16 protein-coding genes are annotated in these 17,366 nt (G+C 71.8%); 6 read left to right on the top strand and 10 right to left on the bottom strand.

The features are described from left to right. Positions 1-16 precede the first annotated feature (16 nt). Positions 17-1,036, top strand: a complete 1,020-nt coding sequence (gene glnII, locus AB5J87_RS04685) for a glutamine synthetase (protein WP_369374227.1) — start codon at positions 17-19, stop codon at positions 1,034-1,036. Positions 1,037-1,166: 130 nt separating this feature from the next. On the opposite strand, the gene AB5J87_RS04690 is transcribed toward glnII, so the two are convergent. The 4 genes from AB5J87_RS04690 to AB5J87_RS04705 all read right to left on the bottom strand — a co-directional run bounded on the left by AB5J87_RS04690 (position 1,167) and on the right by AB5J87_RS04705 (position 7,477). Further along, positions 1,167-1,709, bottom strand: coding sequence for a DM13 domain-containing protein (locus AB5J87_RS04690; RefSeq protein WP_369374229.1), 543 nt, complete (start codon positions 1,707-1,709; stop codon positions 1,167-1,169). A 144-nt stretch (positions 1,710-1,853) separates the two neighbouring features. Further along, the gene (locus AB5J87_RS04695; RefSeq protein ID WP_369374231.1) at positions 1,854-2,642 is read right to left on the bottom strand and encodes a M15 family metallopeptidase; all 789 of its coding nucleotides are present in this window, start codon (positions 2,640-2,642) and stop codon (positions 1,854-1,856) included. 188 nt (positions 2,643-2,830) lie between these two features. Next, positions 2,831-5,644 (bottom strand): BTAD domain-containing putative transcriptional regulator, encoded by a 2,814-nt coding sequence (locus AB5J87_RS04700; RefSeq protein ID WP_369374233.1) that lies wholly within the window; start codon positions 5,642-5,644, stop codon positions 2,831-2,833. A gap of 549 nt (positions 5,645-6,193) precedes the next feature. Further along, entirely contained in the window at positions 6,194-7,477 is a 1,284-nt protein-coding gene (locus tag AB5J87_RS04705; protein ID WP_369374235.1) for an ammonium transporter, read from the bottom strand. A 568-nt stretch (positions 7,478-8,045) separates the two neighbouring features. Here AB5J87_RS04705 and AB5J87_RS04710 point away from each other — a divergent pair. Together AB5J87_RS04710 and AB5J87_RS04715 are read left to right on the top strand one after the other, a co-directional pair. Further along, positions 8,046-8,285 carry a DUF397 domain-containing protein gene (locus AB5J87_RS04710; protein ID WP_369383353.1) on the top strand — a complete coding sequence of 80 codons (240 nt, stop codon included), beginning with the start codon at positions 8,046-8,048 and terminating at the stop codon, positions 8,283-8,285. Positions 8,286-8,367: 82 nt separating this feature from the next. Beyond that, positions 8,368-9,336 (top strand): helix-turn-helix domain-containing protein, encoded by a 969-nt coding sequence (locus AB5J87_RS04715; RefSeq protein WP_369374237.1) that lies wholly within the window; start codon positions 8,368-8,370, stop codon positions 9,334-9,336. 19 nt (positions 9,337-9,355) lie between these two features. On the opposite strand, the gene AB5J87_RS04720 is transcribed toward AB5J87_RS04715, so the two are convergent. The 5 genes from AB5J87_RS04720 to AB5J87_RS04740 all read right to left on the bottom strand — a co-directional run bounded on the left by AB5J87_RS04720 (position 9,356) and on the right by AB5J87_RS04740 (position 12,309). Further along, a complete protein-coding gene (locus tag AB5J87_RS04720; RefSeq protein WP_369374239.1) occupies positions 9,356-10,168 on the bottom strand; it encodes an SAM-dependent methyltransferase in 813 nt (270 codons plus the stop codon). A gap of 170 nt (positions 10,169-10,338) precedes the next feature. After that, positions 10,339-10,839, bottom strand: coding sequence for a hypothetical protein (locus tag AB5J87_RS04725; protein ID WP_369374241.1), 501 nt, complete (start codon positions 10,837-10,839; stop codon positions 10,339-10,341). A gap of 32 nt (positions 10,840-10,871) precedes the next feature. Beyond that, positions 10,872-11,027 (bottom strand): hypothetical protein, encoded by a 156-nt coding sequence (locus AB5J87_RS04730; RefSeq protein ID WP_369374243.1) that lies wholly within the window; start codon positions 11,025-11,027, stop codon positions 10,872-10,874. A gap of 335 nt (positions 11,028-11,362) precedes the next feature. Further along, a complete protein-coding gene (locus AB5J87_RS04735; RefSeq protein ID WP_369374245.1) occupies positions 11,363-11,773 on the bottom strand; it encodes an FAD-binding protein in 411 nt (136 codons plus the stop codon). Between the two features lie 44 nt (positions 11,774-11,817). Further along, positions 11,818-12,309, bottom strand: coding sequence for a phosphotransferase (locus AB5J87_RS04740; RefSeq protein WP_369374247.1), 492 nt, complete (start codon positions 12,307-12,309; stop codon positions 11,818-11,820). On the opposite strand from AB5J87_RS04740, the gene AB5J87_RS04745 reads away from it, so the two are divergent. After that, the gene (locus tag AB5J87_RS04745; RefSeq protein WP_369374249.1) at positions 12,310-13,410 is read left to right on the top strand and encodes an IS701 family transposase; all 1,101 of its coding nucleotides are present in this window, start codon (positions 12,310-12,312) and stop codon (positions 13,408-13,410) included. A gap of 333 nt (positions 13,411-13,743) precedes the next feature. Next, the gene (locus AB5J87_RS04750) at positions 13,744-15,495 is read left to right on the top strand and encodes an RICIN domain-containing protein (protein ID WP_369374251.1); all 1,752 of its coding nucleotides are present in this window, start codon (positions 13,744-13,746) and stop codon (positions 15,493-15,495) included. Positions 15,496-15,636: 141 nt separating this feature from the next. Here the strand turns inward: AB5J87_RS04750 and AB5J87_RS04755 are convergent, their stop codons facing one another. Next, a complete protein-coding gene (locus tag AB5J87_RS04755) occupies positions 15,637-16,311 on the bottom strand; it encodes a DUF4232 domain-containing protein (protein ID WP_369374253.1) in 675 nt (224 codons plus the stop codon). 390 nt (positions 16,312-16,701) lie between these two features. Here AB5J87_RS04755 and AB5J87_RS04760 point away from each other — a divergent pair, with 390 nt between their 5' ends. Further along, on the top strand, positions 16,702-17,364 hold the full coding sequence (locus AB5J87_RS04760; protein WP_369374255.1) for a hydrolase: 663 nt from the start codon (positions 16,702-16,704) through the stop codon (positions 17,362-17,364). The last annotated feature ends 2 nt before the right edge of the window (positions 17,365-17,366 follow it).

Raw genomic sequence — 17,366 nt, forward strand, 5'->3', positions numbered from 1 at the left:
TGAGAGAAAGACCCACATGAACTACCTCGCCGAATACATCTGGATCGACGGCACCTCCCCCACCGCCAAACTGCGCTCCAAGACGAAGGTCCTGCCCACCGGCGCCGAGCCGACCACGTGGGGCTTCGACGGCTCCAGCACCAACCAGGCCGCGGGCCACGCGTCCGACCGCGTACTGGAGCCGGCGTTCATCTGCCCCGACCCGATCCGCGGCGGCGACAACGTGCTGGTGCTGTGCGAAGTCCTCAACACCGACGGCACGCCCCACCACTCCAACACCCGGGCCGAACTCGCTCCGGTCTCCGACCGGTTCGCCGCCCACGCCCCCGTCTTCGGCATCGAGCAGGAGTACACGTTCTTCGACGGCACCCGTCCGCTGGGCTTCCCGGTCGGCGGCTTCCCGGCCGCCCAGGGCGGCTACTACTGCGGCGTCGGCGCCGATGAGATCTTCGGCCGTCAGATCGTCGAGAAGCACCTGGAGCGCTGTCTGACGGCCGGTCTGAGCATCTCCGGGATCAACGCCGAAGTCATGCCGGGCCAGTGGGAGTTCCAGGTCGGCCCGGTCGGCCCGCTGGAGGTCTCCGACCAGCTGTGGATCGCGCGCTGGCTGCTCTACCGCACCGCCGAGGAGTACGGAGTCACCGTCACGCTCGACCCCAAGCCGGTCAAGGGCGACTGGAACGGCGCGGGCGCGCACACCAACTTCTCCACCAACACCATGCGTCAGAGCTACGCCGCCATCGTCGCCGCGTGCGAAGCCCTCGGCGAGGGCTCCAAGCCGCTCGACCACGTCAAGAACTACGGCGCGGGCATCGACGACCGGCTCACCGGCCTGCACGAGACCGCCCCGTGGAACGAGTACTCGTACGGGGTCTCCGACCGCGGCGCCTCCGTCCGCATCCCCTGGCAGGTCCAGCGGGACGGCAAGGGCTACATCGAGGACCGCCGCCCCAACGCCAACGTCGACCCGTACGTGGTGACCCGCCTCATCGTCGACACCTGCTGCACCGCCCTCGAAGAGACCGGCCTCATCTGATCGCCCTCCCCAAGAGGTCCGGCCCCGGCGGAATACCGCCGGGGCCGGACTTCGTGGGTGCTGTTGTTGATCCGTGCCAGTGGATGATCCGCACTGGCCGATGGTCCGCGCTGATTGCTGATCCGCGCGATCAGAGGGACCGCAGCGCCGCCGCCCCGAAGGAGACGTCGAAGCGGTCGCACCAGATGGTGACGCTGGTGTAGTCGGCGAGGTTCACCCCGGGCGGAACGGCGTAGTTCTGGTCGCCCTTGTTGCCCTTGAGCTCTCCGAGGCTCACGTGCTTGCCGTCGTCGAACACCCGCCAGCCGCCCACCCCCTCCCTCACCGGTGCGTCGGTGAGCCAGACGCGCAGGTCGGGGCCGTTGCTGGTGTCGAGGTTCTCCAGCCGCAGAACGCGGGAGCCGTCCGCGAGCCGCACGATCCTCACGCTGCCGCTGGTGCTGTGCTCGTGGCTGATCAGAGTCCCGTCCGCGAGGGTGCGCGGGGCGGCTCCCCCACGGCCGGACGTGTGCGCGCCCGCCTGCCGCGAGGCGCCGGGCAGGGCTTCCCGGACCGTCTCGTCCTGCCACAGCTTCCACGGCTGGAACCAGTAGAGCCCGGCGCCCACCACCGCCACGGTGGCCACCAGGGCGGTGACGACGATCCTGCGGCGGGCTCGCGTGCGTGGCGTCATGCCGGTCCTTCTCCCTCGGTCGTGCATCTTGATCGATTCAACGCGGAAGCCCGGCCACGGCGCCATACCCGCAGTGATGACGGATGTCTTACGCCGTGGCCGGGCGGACCGGGGCGCGGAAGCGATCCGCGCCCCGGGTGGGTGTCAGTGGGAGACCGACCCGCGAGCCACGGGGAAGTCGAAGTAGGTCTGGGGGTACGTCTCCGGCTGGTAGGTGTAGTGCCACCACTCCTCGGGCAGGTTGACGAATCCCTCGGCGGCCAAGGTGGTCTTCAGGAACTGCCGGTTGGCCTTCTGCGCACCCTGGATCCGCGGGTTGTCCGTGTGGGACAGGGGGTCGAAGCAGTCGAAGCCCGTGCCCATGTCGACGGAGTCGTCGGGGCGCCGCTGGTCCTGGGGCGCGTAGCAGGGTCCGGCGGGCCGGGCCGGTGCGGCGTGGGGAGTGGGCGTGTTCAGTTCGACGATCGTCAGGTCCATCGTGCTGCCCCTGCTGTGGCCCGACTTCTCCGCGATGTAGCCGTCCGCGAACAGCCGGTCCTTCGCGACCTGGGGGTAGAACTCCGCCTTCATACGGGTGTCCGTGAGGTCCTTGGCCCACCGCACGAAGTGGTCGACGGCCCGCTGGGGCCGGTAGCAGTCGTACACCTTCAGCGAATACCCCTGCGCGAGCAGCGTCCGCTGCGCCCGGTGCAGTGCCTCGGCCGCCGGCCTGGTCAGGATGCAGAGGGGCTGGCGGTAGCCGTCGATGCGGCGCCCGACGAAATTGACGTGGGTGGCGTAGCGCATCTCCTGGAGGATCGAGCTGTCGACGGAGTCGAGCGCGACGAAGTCCGCCGGTGCCTTCGGCGCGGGCGCCGCCTGGGCGACAGGTGCGAGGGAGCCGGCGCTCAGCAGCGCTCCGGCGGCTGCGAGCAGGGTGGTTCGCTTGTTCATGGGTTTCCGTTCCGAGTCGGCCAACGTCTTGGTGCCGGTTGGCATTTGGCGATACTCCTGGTTCGCCGCAAGACTCTCGTAACTACCCGGTAAGACACCGCTCATCGGCCACTCTCGACGAGACCGCCACACGTACGCCCCCGAGCCGCCGGGAGGGGGCGCGGGCAACTCGGTCGCACCTCGGCCGTTCAGGTCCCCGCTTCGGCCTCCGTGATGCTCCGGATCAGTTGCGCGGCGGCACGCTGGTCCGCGCCGGCGAGCAGTGGGAGCGCCTCGACCGCGTGGGACCGGGCCTCGGCGAGGCGGCCGTCGTCGTGTTCGGCCCGGGCCAGGCCCAGCAGGGAGCGGGCGCGCTGCACCGGCATGTAGTGCGCGTCGCACAGCACCAGGGCCCGCGTGTACTGCTCCACGGCCTCGCCCGGACGGCCGAGGTCGTGGAGGGCCTGTCCGAGGTGGCGATGTGCGAGCGCGCTGCCGAAGGCGCTGCCGGTCGTCCGGCCGAGCGCGAGCATCTGGTGGCAGTGGGGCACCGCCTGCGCGGGCTGTCTGCGCGCCAGATGGGTCGTGATCAGCCCCAGGAGGCACTGGGCCTCGAAGCACGGGTCACCCGCGGCCCGGCTGAGTTCGGCGGCGTGGGCGAAGTACGCCGCCTGGTCCTCGGCGGACGTGGTGTCCGCGGCGATGACCACGCCCTGGATGTGGGCGAGGTGGTGGCGGATGTCGGGTTCCTGGGAGGCGGCGGTCTCGTAGCCCCGCCGGGCACAGTCCCGGGCTTGTCCGTACCGTCCGGCCGCCGCGTGGGCGAGGGCCAGGATCGCGCACGCGTTGACGACGCCGGGGAGGTCGTCGCCCATCTCCGCCTCGTCGAGCAGCATGTGGCCGAGCGAGGTGAAGGAGCCCCAGGGCACGTCGTGGTCGCTGACGTAGGTGAGCAGGACCAGCGTACGTCCGACGACGCGCGCGTCGGCGGCGCGCACGGGTCCGTCGGCGTCGTCCGCGATCTGTGCGGCGACGCACAGGACGTTGTCGATCTCTTTGATCATCCAGCTCTGCGCCGCGTCGTGGTCGGCGAAGCGCGGCCCGACCGCGAGCCGCGGATCCACGGCCTTGGTCAGCCGGCTGTCCGGGCTGACGGTGCGCAGGGCACGGCTCACGGCGCGCAGGTGGAGACTGGCCAGCCGGTTGAGGGCGTCCTGTCGTTCGTGCGCCGCGTCGGCCTTGAGCGAGCGATGGCGGGCGAAGAGCTTGAGCAGGTCGTGGTAGCGGTAGTGGCCCGGCTCGAACGACTCCAGCACACCGGCGTCGGCCAGTTCCTCCATGACCTCCTCGGCCCTGTCCTGCGTAGTGTCCAGGAGCGCTGCCGCGGGCCCGAGCGTGAGGTCCACCGTCTCGGGAACGGCCAGGAGCCGGAAGGCGCGGGCCGCGGGGCCGTTCAGGGACGCGTACCCGAGCTCGAAGGCCGCTTCGACGGCGAGGCCGCCCGCCTGGAGTTCGTCGAGGCGCCGCGCGGAGTCCGCCAGCCGCGCCGCCAGCGCGGAGATGCTCCACCGCGGTCTGGCGGCGAGCCGCGACGCGGCGATGCGTACGGCGAGCGGCAGGAAACCGCAGGCGCGCACCAGCCCGCGCGCCGCCTCCGGCTCCTTGGGCAGCCGCTCCGGGCCCGCGATCCGTTCCAGCAGTGCGAGCGCCTCCGCTTCGCTGAAGGGCTCCAGCGCGGTGCGGCTGGTGACGGGGAGCCCCATCAGCGGGGTGCGGCTGGTGACCAGGGTGGCGCACCTGGGTGTCGCCGGCAGCAGCGGCTGGACCTGCTCCGCGCCGACAGCGTTGTCGAGCAGCAGCAGGAGGCGCCGCCCGTCCAGCTGGGACCGGTAGAGGGCGGTGCGCTCGGCGGCATCCGTCGGGATGCTCTGCGGCGAGACCCCCAGGGCGATCAGGAACGACCGCTGGACGGCTTCCGGCTCAAGGGGCGTACGGCTGGCTCCGCGCAGGTCGGCGTAGAGCTGGCCGTCGGGGAAGCGTTCCCGTACGGCGTGGCCCGCGTGGACGGCCAGGGTCGTCTTGCCGACGCCCCCCATGCCGTGGACGACGCACACGGTGGCGGCGTGGCCGGTCTGCTCGGCGGCTCCGGCGAGCGCGCGGCCGACGCGCTCGGCCTCTTGCGTACGGCCGGTGAAGTCGGGGGCGACCGGCGGGAGCTGGGCGGGCCGGATCCGGCCCGGCGCGCCCCCGTGGTCGTCGTCCGGAACGGTCACGGGGGACGACAGGTCAAGGCCCGGGTCGGACCGCAGGATGCGCTGGTGCAGGGCGGCGAGGTCGGGGCCCGGCTCGACACCGATCTCCTCGGACAGGAAACGGCGGGTCGCGCCGTACGCGGCCAGGGCGTCACCCTGTCGTCCGCAGCGGTAGAGGGCGAGCATGTGCAGTGCGCGCAGCCCTTCGCGCATCGGGTACTCGTCCGCCAGGGACGACAGCTCGGCCATCGCTTCGGCGTGCCGCCCCAGCCGCAGCTCCAGGCCCAGTTGGCTCTCGTGCAGGGCGAGTTTGGTCTCGGTGAGCCGCTGGCGCTGCCGCTCGGCGAAGTTCCCGGGCACACCGGTGAGCGCGGTGCCCTCCCACAGGGCCAGGGCCTCTTTGAGCAGCCGGACGGCCTGCTCGTGCTCCCCTGCGTCCCGGGCCCGCTCGGCCTCCGCCTTGAGCCGTTCGCACACGCTCGCGTCCAGGGCCGCCCCGTCCAGCCGCAGCGCGTAGCCGCCCGATTCCGAGACCAGGACGGCCGGGGTGCGGGGATCGGGCTCCAGCGCGGCCCGGAGCCGGAAAACGTGGTTGCGCAGCGCCACGGCGGCACTGGCGGGCGGATCCCATCCCCAGATGTCCTCCAGGAGGTCCGGCACCGGGACGACCCGGCCGCGGCGCAGCGCCAGAGAAGCCAGTACGGCTCGCTGCTGCGCCGGGCCCGTTGGCAGCTCACGGCCGTCGCGCCAGGCCCGAAGGGGCCCCAGCACTGCGATCCTCAGTCCGTCCACCGGTTGCCGTACCCCTGTCAGCGGACCTCGCGATCCACGGATGTCATGGCGTGACGCATTCCTCACGCACAGCTGATGGCGTGCCGTTCGCACGCTTCTCGGCGGCTCCGCACCACCCGGTCCACACGGGCCACGGCGCGCGGCGACGACCCGGGCGCGCCCGCCCCGTTGCCGCGCCCCCGCGCATCCCCGCTGGTCACCCCAGGCCCGAGCGGGATGACGAGGAGGCTACCCCATACGCGTTCCCACCCCGCCCAACCGTCCGAAATACGAACACTACGCCTATAAAGCCACCACAACGACGAAACCCCCTCAGCCGGTGGCAGACGAGGAGTGGGAACCCGGGGAACGCACGGGGACGCGCGCTCCTGGCGCGAAACGGCTGCCGGTCGTCCGCACCGCGTACGCCCGGCCCTCCCCCGTCGGCAACACCGGTGCCCGGTACGGAGATGCGTACCGGGCGCCGATGGCCTCGCCCGCACCCGCGCGCGGTGGCGTCCGTGCGGGAGACGGGCGGGTCCGACCGCGTCAGCCGACCGGCTTGGGGTCCGGCGTCCGGCCGTCGGCCGCGCCGGACGCGAGAGCCGCCCCGAGTCCGGCCGGGGAGCCGTCCAGGACCTTGAAGTCATAGGCGCTCTCGGCGTGGAACGCCTGGTCGACACCGCGGGTCTCGTCCCGCTCGACCGCCCGGAACCCGATCGTCACGTCCACGAAGGTCGCGATCGCCCAGGACATGACGAACGAGAACACCATGACGGAGAACGCCCCGACGGCCTGCCTGCCGAGCTGCGCCGTGCCGCCGACGCCGTCGATGGCGAGCACTCCGACGAGCAGGGTGCCGACCAGGCCGCCCACGAGGTGGACGCCGACGACGTCCAGCGAGTCGTCGATGCCCAGCTTGTGCTTCAGGCCCACGGCCCAGGAGCAGAGCACACCGGCGGCCACACCGATGGCCAGTGCGCCGAAGACGTTCACGTTGGCACCGGCGGGCGTGATGCCCACCAGTCCCGCCACCGCTCCGGAAGCGGCGCCGACCGTGGTGAACGCACCACGCCGTATGCGCTCGAAGGCCAGCCAGCCGAGCATGCCCGCACCCGCCGCGACCTGGGTGTTCAGAGCCATGCTCGCGGCCACGCCGTTCGCGGAGAGCGCGGAGCCGGCGTTGAAGCCGAACCAGCCGAACCACAGCAGCCCGGCGCCGAGCATCGTCAGCGGCAGGCTGTGCGGACGCATCGTCTCCTGCCGGAAGCCGATGCGCTTGCCCACCACGAGCACCGCGGCGAGCGCGCCCACACCGGAGCTGATGTGGACGGCCGTACCGCCGGCGAAGTCGATGACCTTGAGTTTGAACAGCCAGCCGTCCACCGCCCACACCCAGTGGGCGATCGGGAAGTAGACCAGCGACACCCACAGCGCGATGAACAGCGCCCAGGCACTGAACTTCACGCGGTCGGCCAGGGCCCCGCTCATCAGGGCGGGGGTGATGATCGCGAACGCCAGCTGGAACAGCGCGAACGCGAAGACCGGAATACCCTCCTTGCCACCGGTGAGGGTGTCGGCCGTGATGCCCTTGAGACCGACGTGGTCGAAATTGCCGACCAGCCCGCCCCCCAGGTCGTCCCCGAAGGCCAGCGAGTACCCGTACAGCACCCACAGCACACTGACGATACCCAGCGAGATGAACGACATCATGAGCATGTTGAGGGCGCTCTTCGCCCGGACCATACCGCCGTAGAACAAAGCCAGACCGGGCGTCATCAACATGACGAGCGCGGCACTGATCAGGACGAACGCGGTATCTGCGGCGTTCACAGCGAGACTCTCCTAGTGGATTGGTGGATCCGACCGCCCCGGACCGTGCGGGTCGGTGACGTGCGGCTTTCTGTCGGTGCGCGGCACCGGGCATGGCTGAGCGCCCGCCACGGAAAGCGGTCGGCGCAAGGGATCGGCTCAGCTTCTCCGGGACCTGCCGGAGCATGTGCGCGACGCCGGTGCGCCGCCCCACCGCCCTGCCCGGAATGACATGACACCAAGTGCCCGCCCGGCTGGACAGCCCCATTCCGCCGCGCCGGAGAAACACTTCGGTAGCGCGGAGGTATGCCTTCGGCCCGGCGGGCGGTACGCCTTCGCCGGGTGCGGCCGGTGAACACCACCGGCGTCGGCGGTGAGCCTGTTCCCCTCGGCGATCAGCGCGGCACGGACCCCCGCTCCACCCTTTCGTGGGACAGTCTTGTTCGATTTGTGGCGGCTAGAATTCCGTGCACGCCGCAGCATGAAATTTCATGACGGGATTTCATGAGGCCCCCGCCTGGGCTGATCCCTGCGGCCCCGAAAAGGAAGCGCTGACGTGGGATTATCGAACATCAAGGGAGTGTCCGCGATGCAGAACTACACCAACGGCATGTCCGCCGCCCTCATCCCCGGCACCTGGGTCAAGAGCCGCAGGAGTGAGGCCAACGGCACGTGCGTCGAGGCCGTCGGGCTGCCCCACGGGGGTGTGGCCCTGCGCAACTCGACCGACCCCGGCGGGCCCGCGTTGATCTTCACCCGCGCCGAGATGGAATCGTTCCTCGACGGCGCGAAGAATGGCGAGTTCGACGCCCTCGCGGATGCCAACTGACCAGCGGAAGACAGCAGTTCGACTGCCACCGCTTCCCCCGGCGTGCCACCATGAACAGGTGACACCTCGGTGAGGAGCAAGTGTGTCTGCGGACTCGGATTCCATAGTCCGTCTGGCCCGGCCCTCCGGGCCAGACTGGACCAAGACGGCGGCGAACACCCTACTGGGACGCACCGTCAGGAATCTGCGCGAAGCCGCGAAACTCACGATGAAGGACGTCGCGAAGGGGATCCACGTGTCCACTCCGACGGTCCACCGGCTGGAGACCGCGGAGACCACTCCCGTACGGCGCACGGTCGAGGCGGTGATCGAGTTCTTCCAACTCGGCCCGCAGAAGCGGGACGAGCTGCTGATGCTCCTCTCGCGCGCCCAGGAACCCGAATGGTTTCAGCACCGGTTCTCCGACTGCACGCCGGACTACATCCACCGGCTCCTCGGCCTCGAATCGATGGCGATCCACATCACGACGTACGACGTCCGTCTGGTGCCGGGACTCCTCCAGACACCGGACTACACCACCCACATCGTCCGCACCGGTCTGCATCTGCACGAGTGGGACGGCCCCGAGGTGGAGCTGCGCCTGGCGCAGCGGCTCGAACGTCAGGAGCGGGTGTTCGGGCAGGCCGATCCCCCGGGGTGCATCTTCCTGCTGGACCAGTCCGTGCTCGGCCGCAAGGCCGGGACCAAGCGGACGATGCGCGACCAGATGGTCCACCTGCGGAACATGGCCGATCTGCCGCACATCACCATCCGGTTCCTCCTCTCGGGCCGGATGATCGCGGGCAACGCGGCGGCCATGGCCGGTTCCATGGCGCAGCTGCAGTTCGGCCGGGGCGGTCTGCCCGACTTCGTGTACGCCGAGGGGTACGAGAAGGCGGACTACTTCACGAGACCGCCGAGGCAGACCGGCGGCCCGGTCAAGCCTCCGACCCGGCGGCAGAACGACTACGAACGGCACCTGCAGCTGCTCCTGCGCATCCAGGGCGAGGGGTGCGCCTCCCCGGCGAAGAGCCGCCAGATGCTGGACAAGGCCATCAGGCGCTACTCGTAGCCGCTCGGCGGGAGTTGACCTACTCCCGGGGCGGGACCTTCCCCAGCCCGCCGTACTCGGTCCACTCGATGCTGCGCTGGCTCTGCTGGAGCTCGGAGTCGGGACGCCAGTCGGTCACATCGACGAGACCCGGCTCCTGCGTGAGGAAGCCGGTGAAGATCGCGTCCACGTCCGACTTCTCGCGGACGCGCCCCCAGTTGCCGTGGGTCTGCACCCGCATCAGCTCGGTGACGCCGTCGCGGACCTTTGGATCGTCGCTGACGAGCTGGCAGACCACGACGAAGCTGCCGGGTACGAGTCTGTCGGCGACCCGCCGGACCAGTGCCTCGGGGCCGGCGCTGTCGGGCAGGCAGTGCAGCACGGAGATGAACAGGGCGGCCGTGGGCTCGGAGAAGTCGATGAGCCGGTTCAACTCCCGGTCCGCGAAGATCCGGTCGGTGTCCGTCATGTCGACCGACAGGATCGCGGTGTTGCGGTTCTCGTCGAGCAGCGACTGGCCGAGCGCCAGGACGACGGGGTCGTTGTCGATGTAGACGACGTGCGCCTCGGGGTCGACCTCCTGGGCGATCTGGTGCACATTGCGCTGCGTCGGCAGACCGGAGCCGAAGTCGATGAACTGCCTGATCCCGTGCTCCTGGGCGAGCACCCGGACCACCCGCTGCAGGAACCACCGGTTGTTCAGGGCGATTTCGCGCGAGGTGGGCGCGACTTCGAGAAGCAACTCGCAGGCTTCCCGGTCGACTTCGTAGTTGTTGCTGCCCCCCAGCAGCCAGTCGTACATCCGCGCCGCGCTGGGCACCGAGAGATCGACCACATGCTTCTGCTCCGCCAACGGACTTGTCCCCTCACCGGTTCCGCCGCGCTCAAGTGGAGCTCACATCCTAGGAGTGCAGCACACCGTGCGCCACCGCCGGGAGGAGTGAACGGTGACGCACGGTGGCGCGATGCGAGCGGACGGAGTACCGCCGGCGAACTTCCGCGCGGCTGTGGTTCAGATGTGCGTCAGGAGCACCTCCTCCCCACGTGCACCGGGGGGAGCACCCGCCTCGCGACGCGGAGTCCGGCCTCGACGGCGGGGCGCTCCAGCCCCATGAGCTCGGCGGCCTCGCGGATCGCCAGGCCGAGTCGGCAGCAGAGCAGCACGCTGTCCGCGCTGGTCTCCGGCAGGCGGTAGTACAGGGCGGCCACCCGCGCGTCGCGGGTCGGGGCCTGCTCGCTCTGGCGCCGCACCTGGTAGCGGAGCTCTTCCCAGACGTCGGCCGCCGGGCTCGGACGGCTGAGCAGCCAGTCCCAGTGCCTGCGGGCGTGAGCCAGGGTGGCGGGCACCACGGTCAGCACGCGCCGGTCCGCCGAGAGGCGTGCGGTGACGTAGTGCCCGTAACGGGACTGGTTCCGCTCGGCGAAGGCGCTGAAGCCGAGGTCCGCGGCGACGCGAGCGGGTGCCGCCCGTACGTCGCGGGGAAGGGGCGTGCTGCCCAACGGCACGTCCGGTAGGGAGGTCATGGGCATGGGGGCACTCCTCATGGCGGCGGGCCCTAACTGCCGGGGTTCCATGTCACGTTCACCCCGGCGTGCCAGGTGAAGCCGAGCATCGTGACGATGTGGGCGGACTCGGCCGGGGCTATGGCGGAGCCTTTGACGAGGGTCCACAGCAGGACGAATCCCGCGATCGGCGCACTCAGCCGGACCATCGCCTGACCTCCCGGGCCGTCGTGGGGTCCGTCGGGGGCGAGGTGGGGGCTGGTACCGTGAAACGGCCCGGAGGGCAGCTGAAGACGCCCTCGGCGGAGCGGTTCGATCATTCGCATGTTTCCTTCGAACTGAACGTCCCTGGGGGCGTGTTGGAGCACTTCCCCAGGCGGGCCCTCAACCGGAGCCCGCGGAAAAGCTACCGCGCACATTTGGGTGCTGAAGGCCATCAAGCGCCCCGTGAAAACTCATTCTCGATGCACTGGACACCGTGATCAGAATCGATCGCAATGCGAAGCTTTGCGGTCATGACACGGAAGCGGTCCGCACGCGTCGATCAGAGTTGAGGCGATATCGCAAAGATTCCCCCAGCCCGTCGACGAGGCTGGTAAGCGGCTGTCAACCAGGGCGCACGCCGGTGCGTGCGCGGTCCCGGCACGGTCGTCGACGGCCCGGAAGACGGCCCGGAAGGCGGCCTGGGAGCCCCGGTCGCGGGCGGTCGTCCGGCGGGACAACACCGTTCCGCGCTCCGAGCACATCGACCGTCGGGCCGGTGCTGGGTGGCGAACGTGTCGCCGTCGGCGGCTACCTGCCAGCGGCGACCGCGCTCCAGCACGATCGTGGCGACCCCGGCCTCGGCCAGGCGCAGGGCCGCGATCGATCCGGCGTAACCGCTGCCGACGACCAGGGCGTCGGTGCGGTGCTGATGGGTTTCCATGGGGCGGCCTCTCCGAACGGGTCGGAACATGCGTAGGAGTGGGGCGGGTTGGACGTGGGGGGAAGCACGGGCACTCAGCCCAGCGGGCGCAGGGTGCGGGCGAGCAGGTTGGCGGCGTTGCGGGCGAGCGGCACGTCCGCCTCGGCGGCCACCAGACCGTGCTCGACCAGGAGCCGGCCCACCCGGGAGGCGATCAGGGCGAACCGGAAGCCCGCGAACACCTCGTACCAGTCCATGTGCGCGGCGACGGGCCGCCCGGCCAGCTCCTCGTAGCGGCGGATCGTCTCCGCGCGGCCGGGCAGCCCCGGCAGCCGGGGTGCGCCGACGCCCTCGCTGAGGTGGCGGTCGAGGTAGAGGTCCCAGCCGAGGTCGGCCTCGCCCGGGCCGAGGAAGGCCATCTCCCAGTCCAGTAGGGCCACGGGGGCCACCCCGGAGAACATCAGGTTGCCCAGGCGGGCGTCGCCCCACAGCAGGCTGGGCCGCTCCGGCTCGGGCGGCAGCCCGTCGCGCAGCAGCGCCAGCGCCTCGCGGACGGGGACGCTGTCCGCGCCGCCGAAGTGGTCCACATGGGCTTCGTAGTAGTCGAGTTGGGCGGCGAGACCGCACGGCTCGGAGCGAAGGGGCGCCGGTCGACCCGCAACATGGCGGCCCTCTTCGGCGGTTCGGCCACCGAGCAGAGCCTGCACCACTTCGTCAGCGACTCGACCTGGGACTGGGTTCCGGTGCGCCGCTCGCTGGCCCGGCACATCACCCGGCTGCATCCGCCCCTGGCGTACGTGGTGCGGCCGATGGTCATCCCGAAGACCGGGGAGAACTCGGTCGGGGTGGACCGGCAGTTCGTCTCCGAGCTGGGCCAGCTCGTCAACGCCCAGCAGGCGGTGGGGGTGTGGTCCGCCAACGAGCGCATCAGCGTGCCCCTGAACTGGCGGCTGCACCTGTCGCCCTCCTGGCTCAACGACCGCGTGCGCCGCCGCCAGGCGTCCATCCCCGACGACCTCGGCGACCGCACCCTGGGCGACTGGGCGGTGGAGGCGGCGGTGGAGACGGCGAGCCACTGGGGGCTGCCGCAGCGGCCGGTCGTCCTGGACGCCCGGCACATGGACCTGGCCTCCACCATCGCCGCGTTCCGGGCCGCGGGCGTGCCGTTCCTCGCCCGGATGAACGGCGCGGTCCAGCTCACCGTGACCGACCCCGCGCTCCAGGGACGCACGCCCGAGGTCCAGCAGGCCGGCCAGATCATGACCGCCGCCCGGGACCGGATGCGCCCGGCCCCGCTGCCGGGGCGCGATCTCGTGGGCGAGCGGCCGATGCGCCTCACCACCAAGCTCCGCGTCCGCCCCTCGCCCGCCGTGCGGCAGTTGGCGGGGCCGGGAGAGCTGGCCCTGCTGGGAGTGGCGGAGAACCGCCGCCAGGGCGAGGTGGAGCTGTGGCTCACGGACCTGACGGAGACCCGGCTGCCCACCCTGATGCGGCTGAGCCGACTGGTGCGGCGCGCCGACCACGACTTCCGCGAGACCACCGACCGCCTCGGAATCCGGGACTTCACCGGTCGCTCGTACGCGGGCTGGCACCGCCATGTGACGCTGGCCTCGGCGGCCCACGCGGTGTCCGTACTGGAGGCGGAGGAGCGCGAGCCCCGGGGGAAGGGGCGGCGGCACAGGAGCTGAGGGGCGGCGCTCCTCATGCCTGGCGATCCACCGGTTCGCGCTGCCCGCGCTCGGCGCGCCGGAGCCGTGCGGTGTGTTCCCCTGTGCCGCACCGCACGCCTCCGGGCCGTCGGACGAGTGAGCCGCGGGCACGCCGTTCGAGCGACGCAATCAAGCCAACGGCAGGCCATGCGCTGGACGGCACCCGGGAACAGGTGTTCCCTGGTGGCGTTCCGTGGCCCGACACTGCCACGGAGTGCAGTTGGCCGCGCGGCCCCGAGGTGATCGGCGCAGGTCAACCGGGGGACGGAAGCGGACAAGCGGGGTTGTCCGCGGACAACGGGGGAACCGACCATGGGCAGAACAGGCCGACCACAGGGCACACCGAAGGGCGCGACGCGAGCAGCGGACGCCCTGGCCGGATTCCTGGGGGACCTCACCGCCGAACTGACGGTCCGTGAGCTCGCCCAGCGCTACGGCGGCGGCAAGACGATGTGGAGCGACTACCGCAGCGGCGCCCGGATCATCCCGCTCGGCAGACTCAACTCCGTCGTGCGCGACCGGGTGCGCGACGGCCGCGGACGCCAGACGCTGCTCCAGCGGGCCCACCGGCTGCACGAGGCGGCGCTCGTCGCCGAGGCGGAGGCGGGACCGGGCGTGAAGCTCGACGAGGCGCTGCGGCGCGCCGAAGCCGATCTCGCCGAGGCGGAAGGGCTCGTACGCAGCCTCCTCGCCCTGGTGAGCACCCTGCTCGGGAGCACGGACGCCTCCCGGGCGGCGGACGCCTCGGAGCCGGGTACGGCGTCCGGCACTGCCGATCAGGCCCCCGGGCCCGCCGCCGCGCCGGACGGCGCACCCGACCCCGAGGCGGCGGACGGCCTCGTGGACCGGGCCCTGCGACAGCTGGAAGCCGTGCGCTCGCTCCACGGCGGGGCCCGGAAGGTCCTCGGGCGCGCTCGGGCGGAGAGCCGGGCCGCCCTGCCCGCCGGATCCGCCGGGTCCGCGGCGGCGGGCACCGAACTGGTGCTGGCGCTGGCGCGGACCGCCGACGGACTGGCCCACCTCGGGGACGAGGTGGAGCGCCTGTGGCTGGAGCACCGGGAGGACGCGGAACTGCCGCTGCAGGGCGTCGTCCTGGAGCGGACCGACCGTCCGTCCACGGCCCGCGTGATCGCGCAGACGCCCTTGCCGCCCCTGCCGTACGCCCTCACGCAGCCGTCACCGGTGCTGCCGGGTGCGGCCGGGCAGATCGTCATCGCCGCCCCGCCCGGCAGGCCGGTCCGCTCGTCGCTGGTGCTGACGGCCGTCCTCGCCGTGTGCACGGTCCTGGCGATCGCGGTGTCCGCCGTGACGGCCGTCGTCGTCGTGCAGCGGCAGGGGCCCGCCACACCCCCGCCCGCACCCCTCGCGCAAGGGGGCCGACCGCACCTCGTGCAGTACCAGCCGCCCTCCCCCCGCGCGAGCCTGACACCGACCCCGGCCGCCGCACCGCCCACCGGCCCGTCCTCGCCGCCCGCGACACCGCCGAGCGGGCCGCCGCCGACAGCCGCGCCGACGCCCGCCCGCGGAGGCGGCTTCGTCGCGCCGCCCCTCCCGGCGACCACGCCGAAGCCCACCCCCTCGGACGGGAAACCGGCCCCCACCGGTGGGCCCGACGTCCCGGACGCGCCCAACGGTCTGTTCCGGCTGTCGAACGCCGGAAGCCATCTGTGCCTGTCCGTCCCGGCGGGCAGCCAGACCCCGGCGGACGGCATGATCCAGGCCGGTTGCGGTGCCGGCCCCGAGCAGCAGTGGCACCTCACCCGGGAGGCGGCCGGTCCGCCCGCCGTCTACTCGATCCGCAACCGGTTCAGCGGCCTGTGCCTGTCCGTGCAGGGAGCCAGGGTCGACAACGACGTCGCCGTCACCCACTACCTGTGCGGGGACCGGCAGGGGCTGTTCCCCGACCAGTTCTGGACCCTGCGCTACCGCAGCGCGTACCGGGCCTGGCAGCTGGTCAACGTCAACAGCGGCAAGTGTGCCGGGGCCCGCGCGGGCGCGCGGGAGAACGAGCCGGTGCTCCAGCAGGACTGCCGGGACGACCCCTGGCTGATGTGGCAGTCCTGACCTCCCGGGGCGGCGGGCACACCGCGTCCGCCGCACGGAGAGCGGTCAGCCGCGCCGGTCGTCCGGCGGCCGGTGCGCCCACGGGGGCCGCGGCCGGATCCAGACGTCCCGGCCTGGCGCCCGCCGCCGCCCGGCACCCCGTCAGCCGCCCTGGCCCGCACTCCCGATCGGCCCCACCTTCACCGGGGTGCCGCCGTTTTCCGTGATCGGCAGGGAAGGGGCGCCCGGCCAGTGGAGGGTGGCCGTGTGCGTCTCGTTCGGCGGGGTCACCAGCAGGCCCGTGACGCGGATGCCGGAGCCGCCCGAGTCGTTCCTCGGGTAGCTGATGCCGAAGTCGATCGACTCGCCGTTCTTGAGCACCACCGAGGGGGACTTGGCGCCGGTGCGCTTCGCCGACAGCGAGCCCGCGCTGGTCTTCAGGTCGACGCCCGCGTAGCCGGAGATCGCGCAGCTGTGGCCGCTCCGGTTCCTGAGCGACACCACGACCGTGCCGTCGTCGCCGGTGATGGTCCTGTCCTTCGCCGTGATCTGCAGGTCGGCGGTGCGGCACTTGCCCAGTTCGGACGCCGAGCCGCTGCCGCCCGATCCATTGGCGCCGGTCGCGCCCTGCCCGCCCGAGCTCTTCCCGCCCGTACCCTGCCCGGCCGACGCGCCGCCGCCCTGGTCCGCGCCGCCCGTACCCGCGCCGCCCGTGGAGGCGGAGGACGCGGCCGACGGGTCGCTCCGCGCCTTGCCGTCGTCGTCGCTCTGGCAGGCCGTGAGCGAGAGACCCGCCGCGATCGCCAGGGCGGCGAAGGAGAGCTGGTGGACGCGCATGGTGGGTTCCTCACTGTCGATCGGGGACGCCGCCCGCCCCGAGCGGGACGGTACGAGGTGTACGCGTCCGCCTGACCGGGGCGAGCCGGCCTTCTGATCTACAAGAGCGGCCCCACCCAGCCAAACGTTCCGTCCAACCTCCCGCTACTACATTCCTGTTACAGGTGTGACAGACACCCCACACACCCGTACCGCGCGGCCAAGCGGCGGCCACGGCGCCCGTGCGCTCACGGGCAAGACACCGGGCACGGACGGGCAACTCCGCCCCGCCTCCCGGACCTACGTTCAGGTCGTGGCCAGGCCCGCCCGACCGGGCGGGCCGGCCGCTCCCCCGCACCACACCCTTGCGCAACACCCTTACTGATTGCCGCTTTTGTGAAAGGCCCCCTCATGTTCGACATCTCGCGCGTGCACGCCGCCCCCAGCGCCGACCTCCTCACGCCCGACAACTCGGTCATGCTCTTCGTCGACCACCAGCCGCAGATGTTCTTCGGCACCGGCAGCGGTGACCGCGCCGCGATCGTCAACAGCACGGTCGGCCTCGCCAAGGCCGCGCGCGCGTTCGGCGTCCCGGCCGTGCTGACCACCGTCGCCGCCGAGTCCTTCTCCGGTCCGCTGCTGCCGCAGCTCGCCGCCGTGTTCCCGGGCCAGCAGGCCATCGACCGCACCAGCATGAACGCCTGGGAGGACGAGTCCCTCGTCGAGGCGGTCCGGGCCACCGGCCGCAGGAAGATCGTGCTGTCGGGCCTGTGGACCGAGGTCTGCCTGGTGCTGCCCGCCCTGTCCGCGCTGGAGCAGGGGTACGAGGTGTACGTGGTGTCCGACGCCTCCGGCGGCGTCAGCCCGGCCGCCCACGAGCACGCGCTGCAGCGGATGATCGCGGCCGGCGCGGTCCCCGTGACCTGGGTCCAGGTCCTCCTGGAGCTCCAGCGCGACTGGGCCCGCCAGGAGACGTACGGCACCGTCATGGACATCGTCAAGGAGCACGCGGGCGCGTACGGCCTGGGTGTCGTGTACGCGCAGGCCGTCATCGGCGCGCACGCGGCCGGCTGACC

It is taken from the genome of Streptomyces sp. cg36 (assembly GCF_041080675.1).
Lineage (GTDB): Bacteria > Actinomycetota > Actinomycetes > Streptomycetales > Streptomycetaceae > Streptomyces.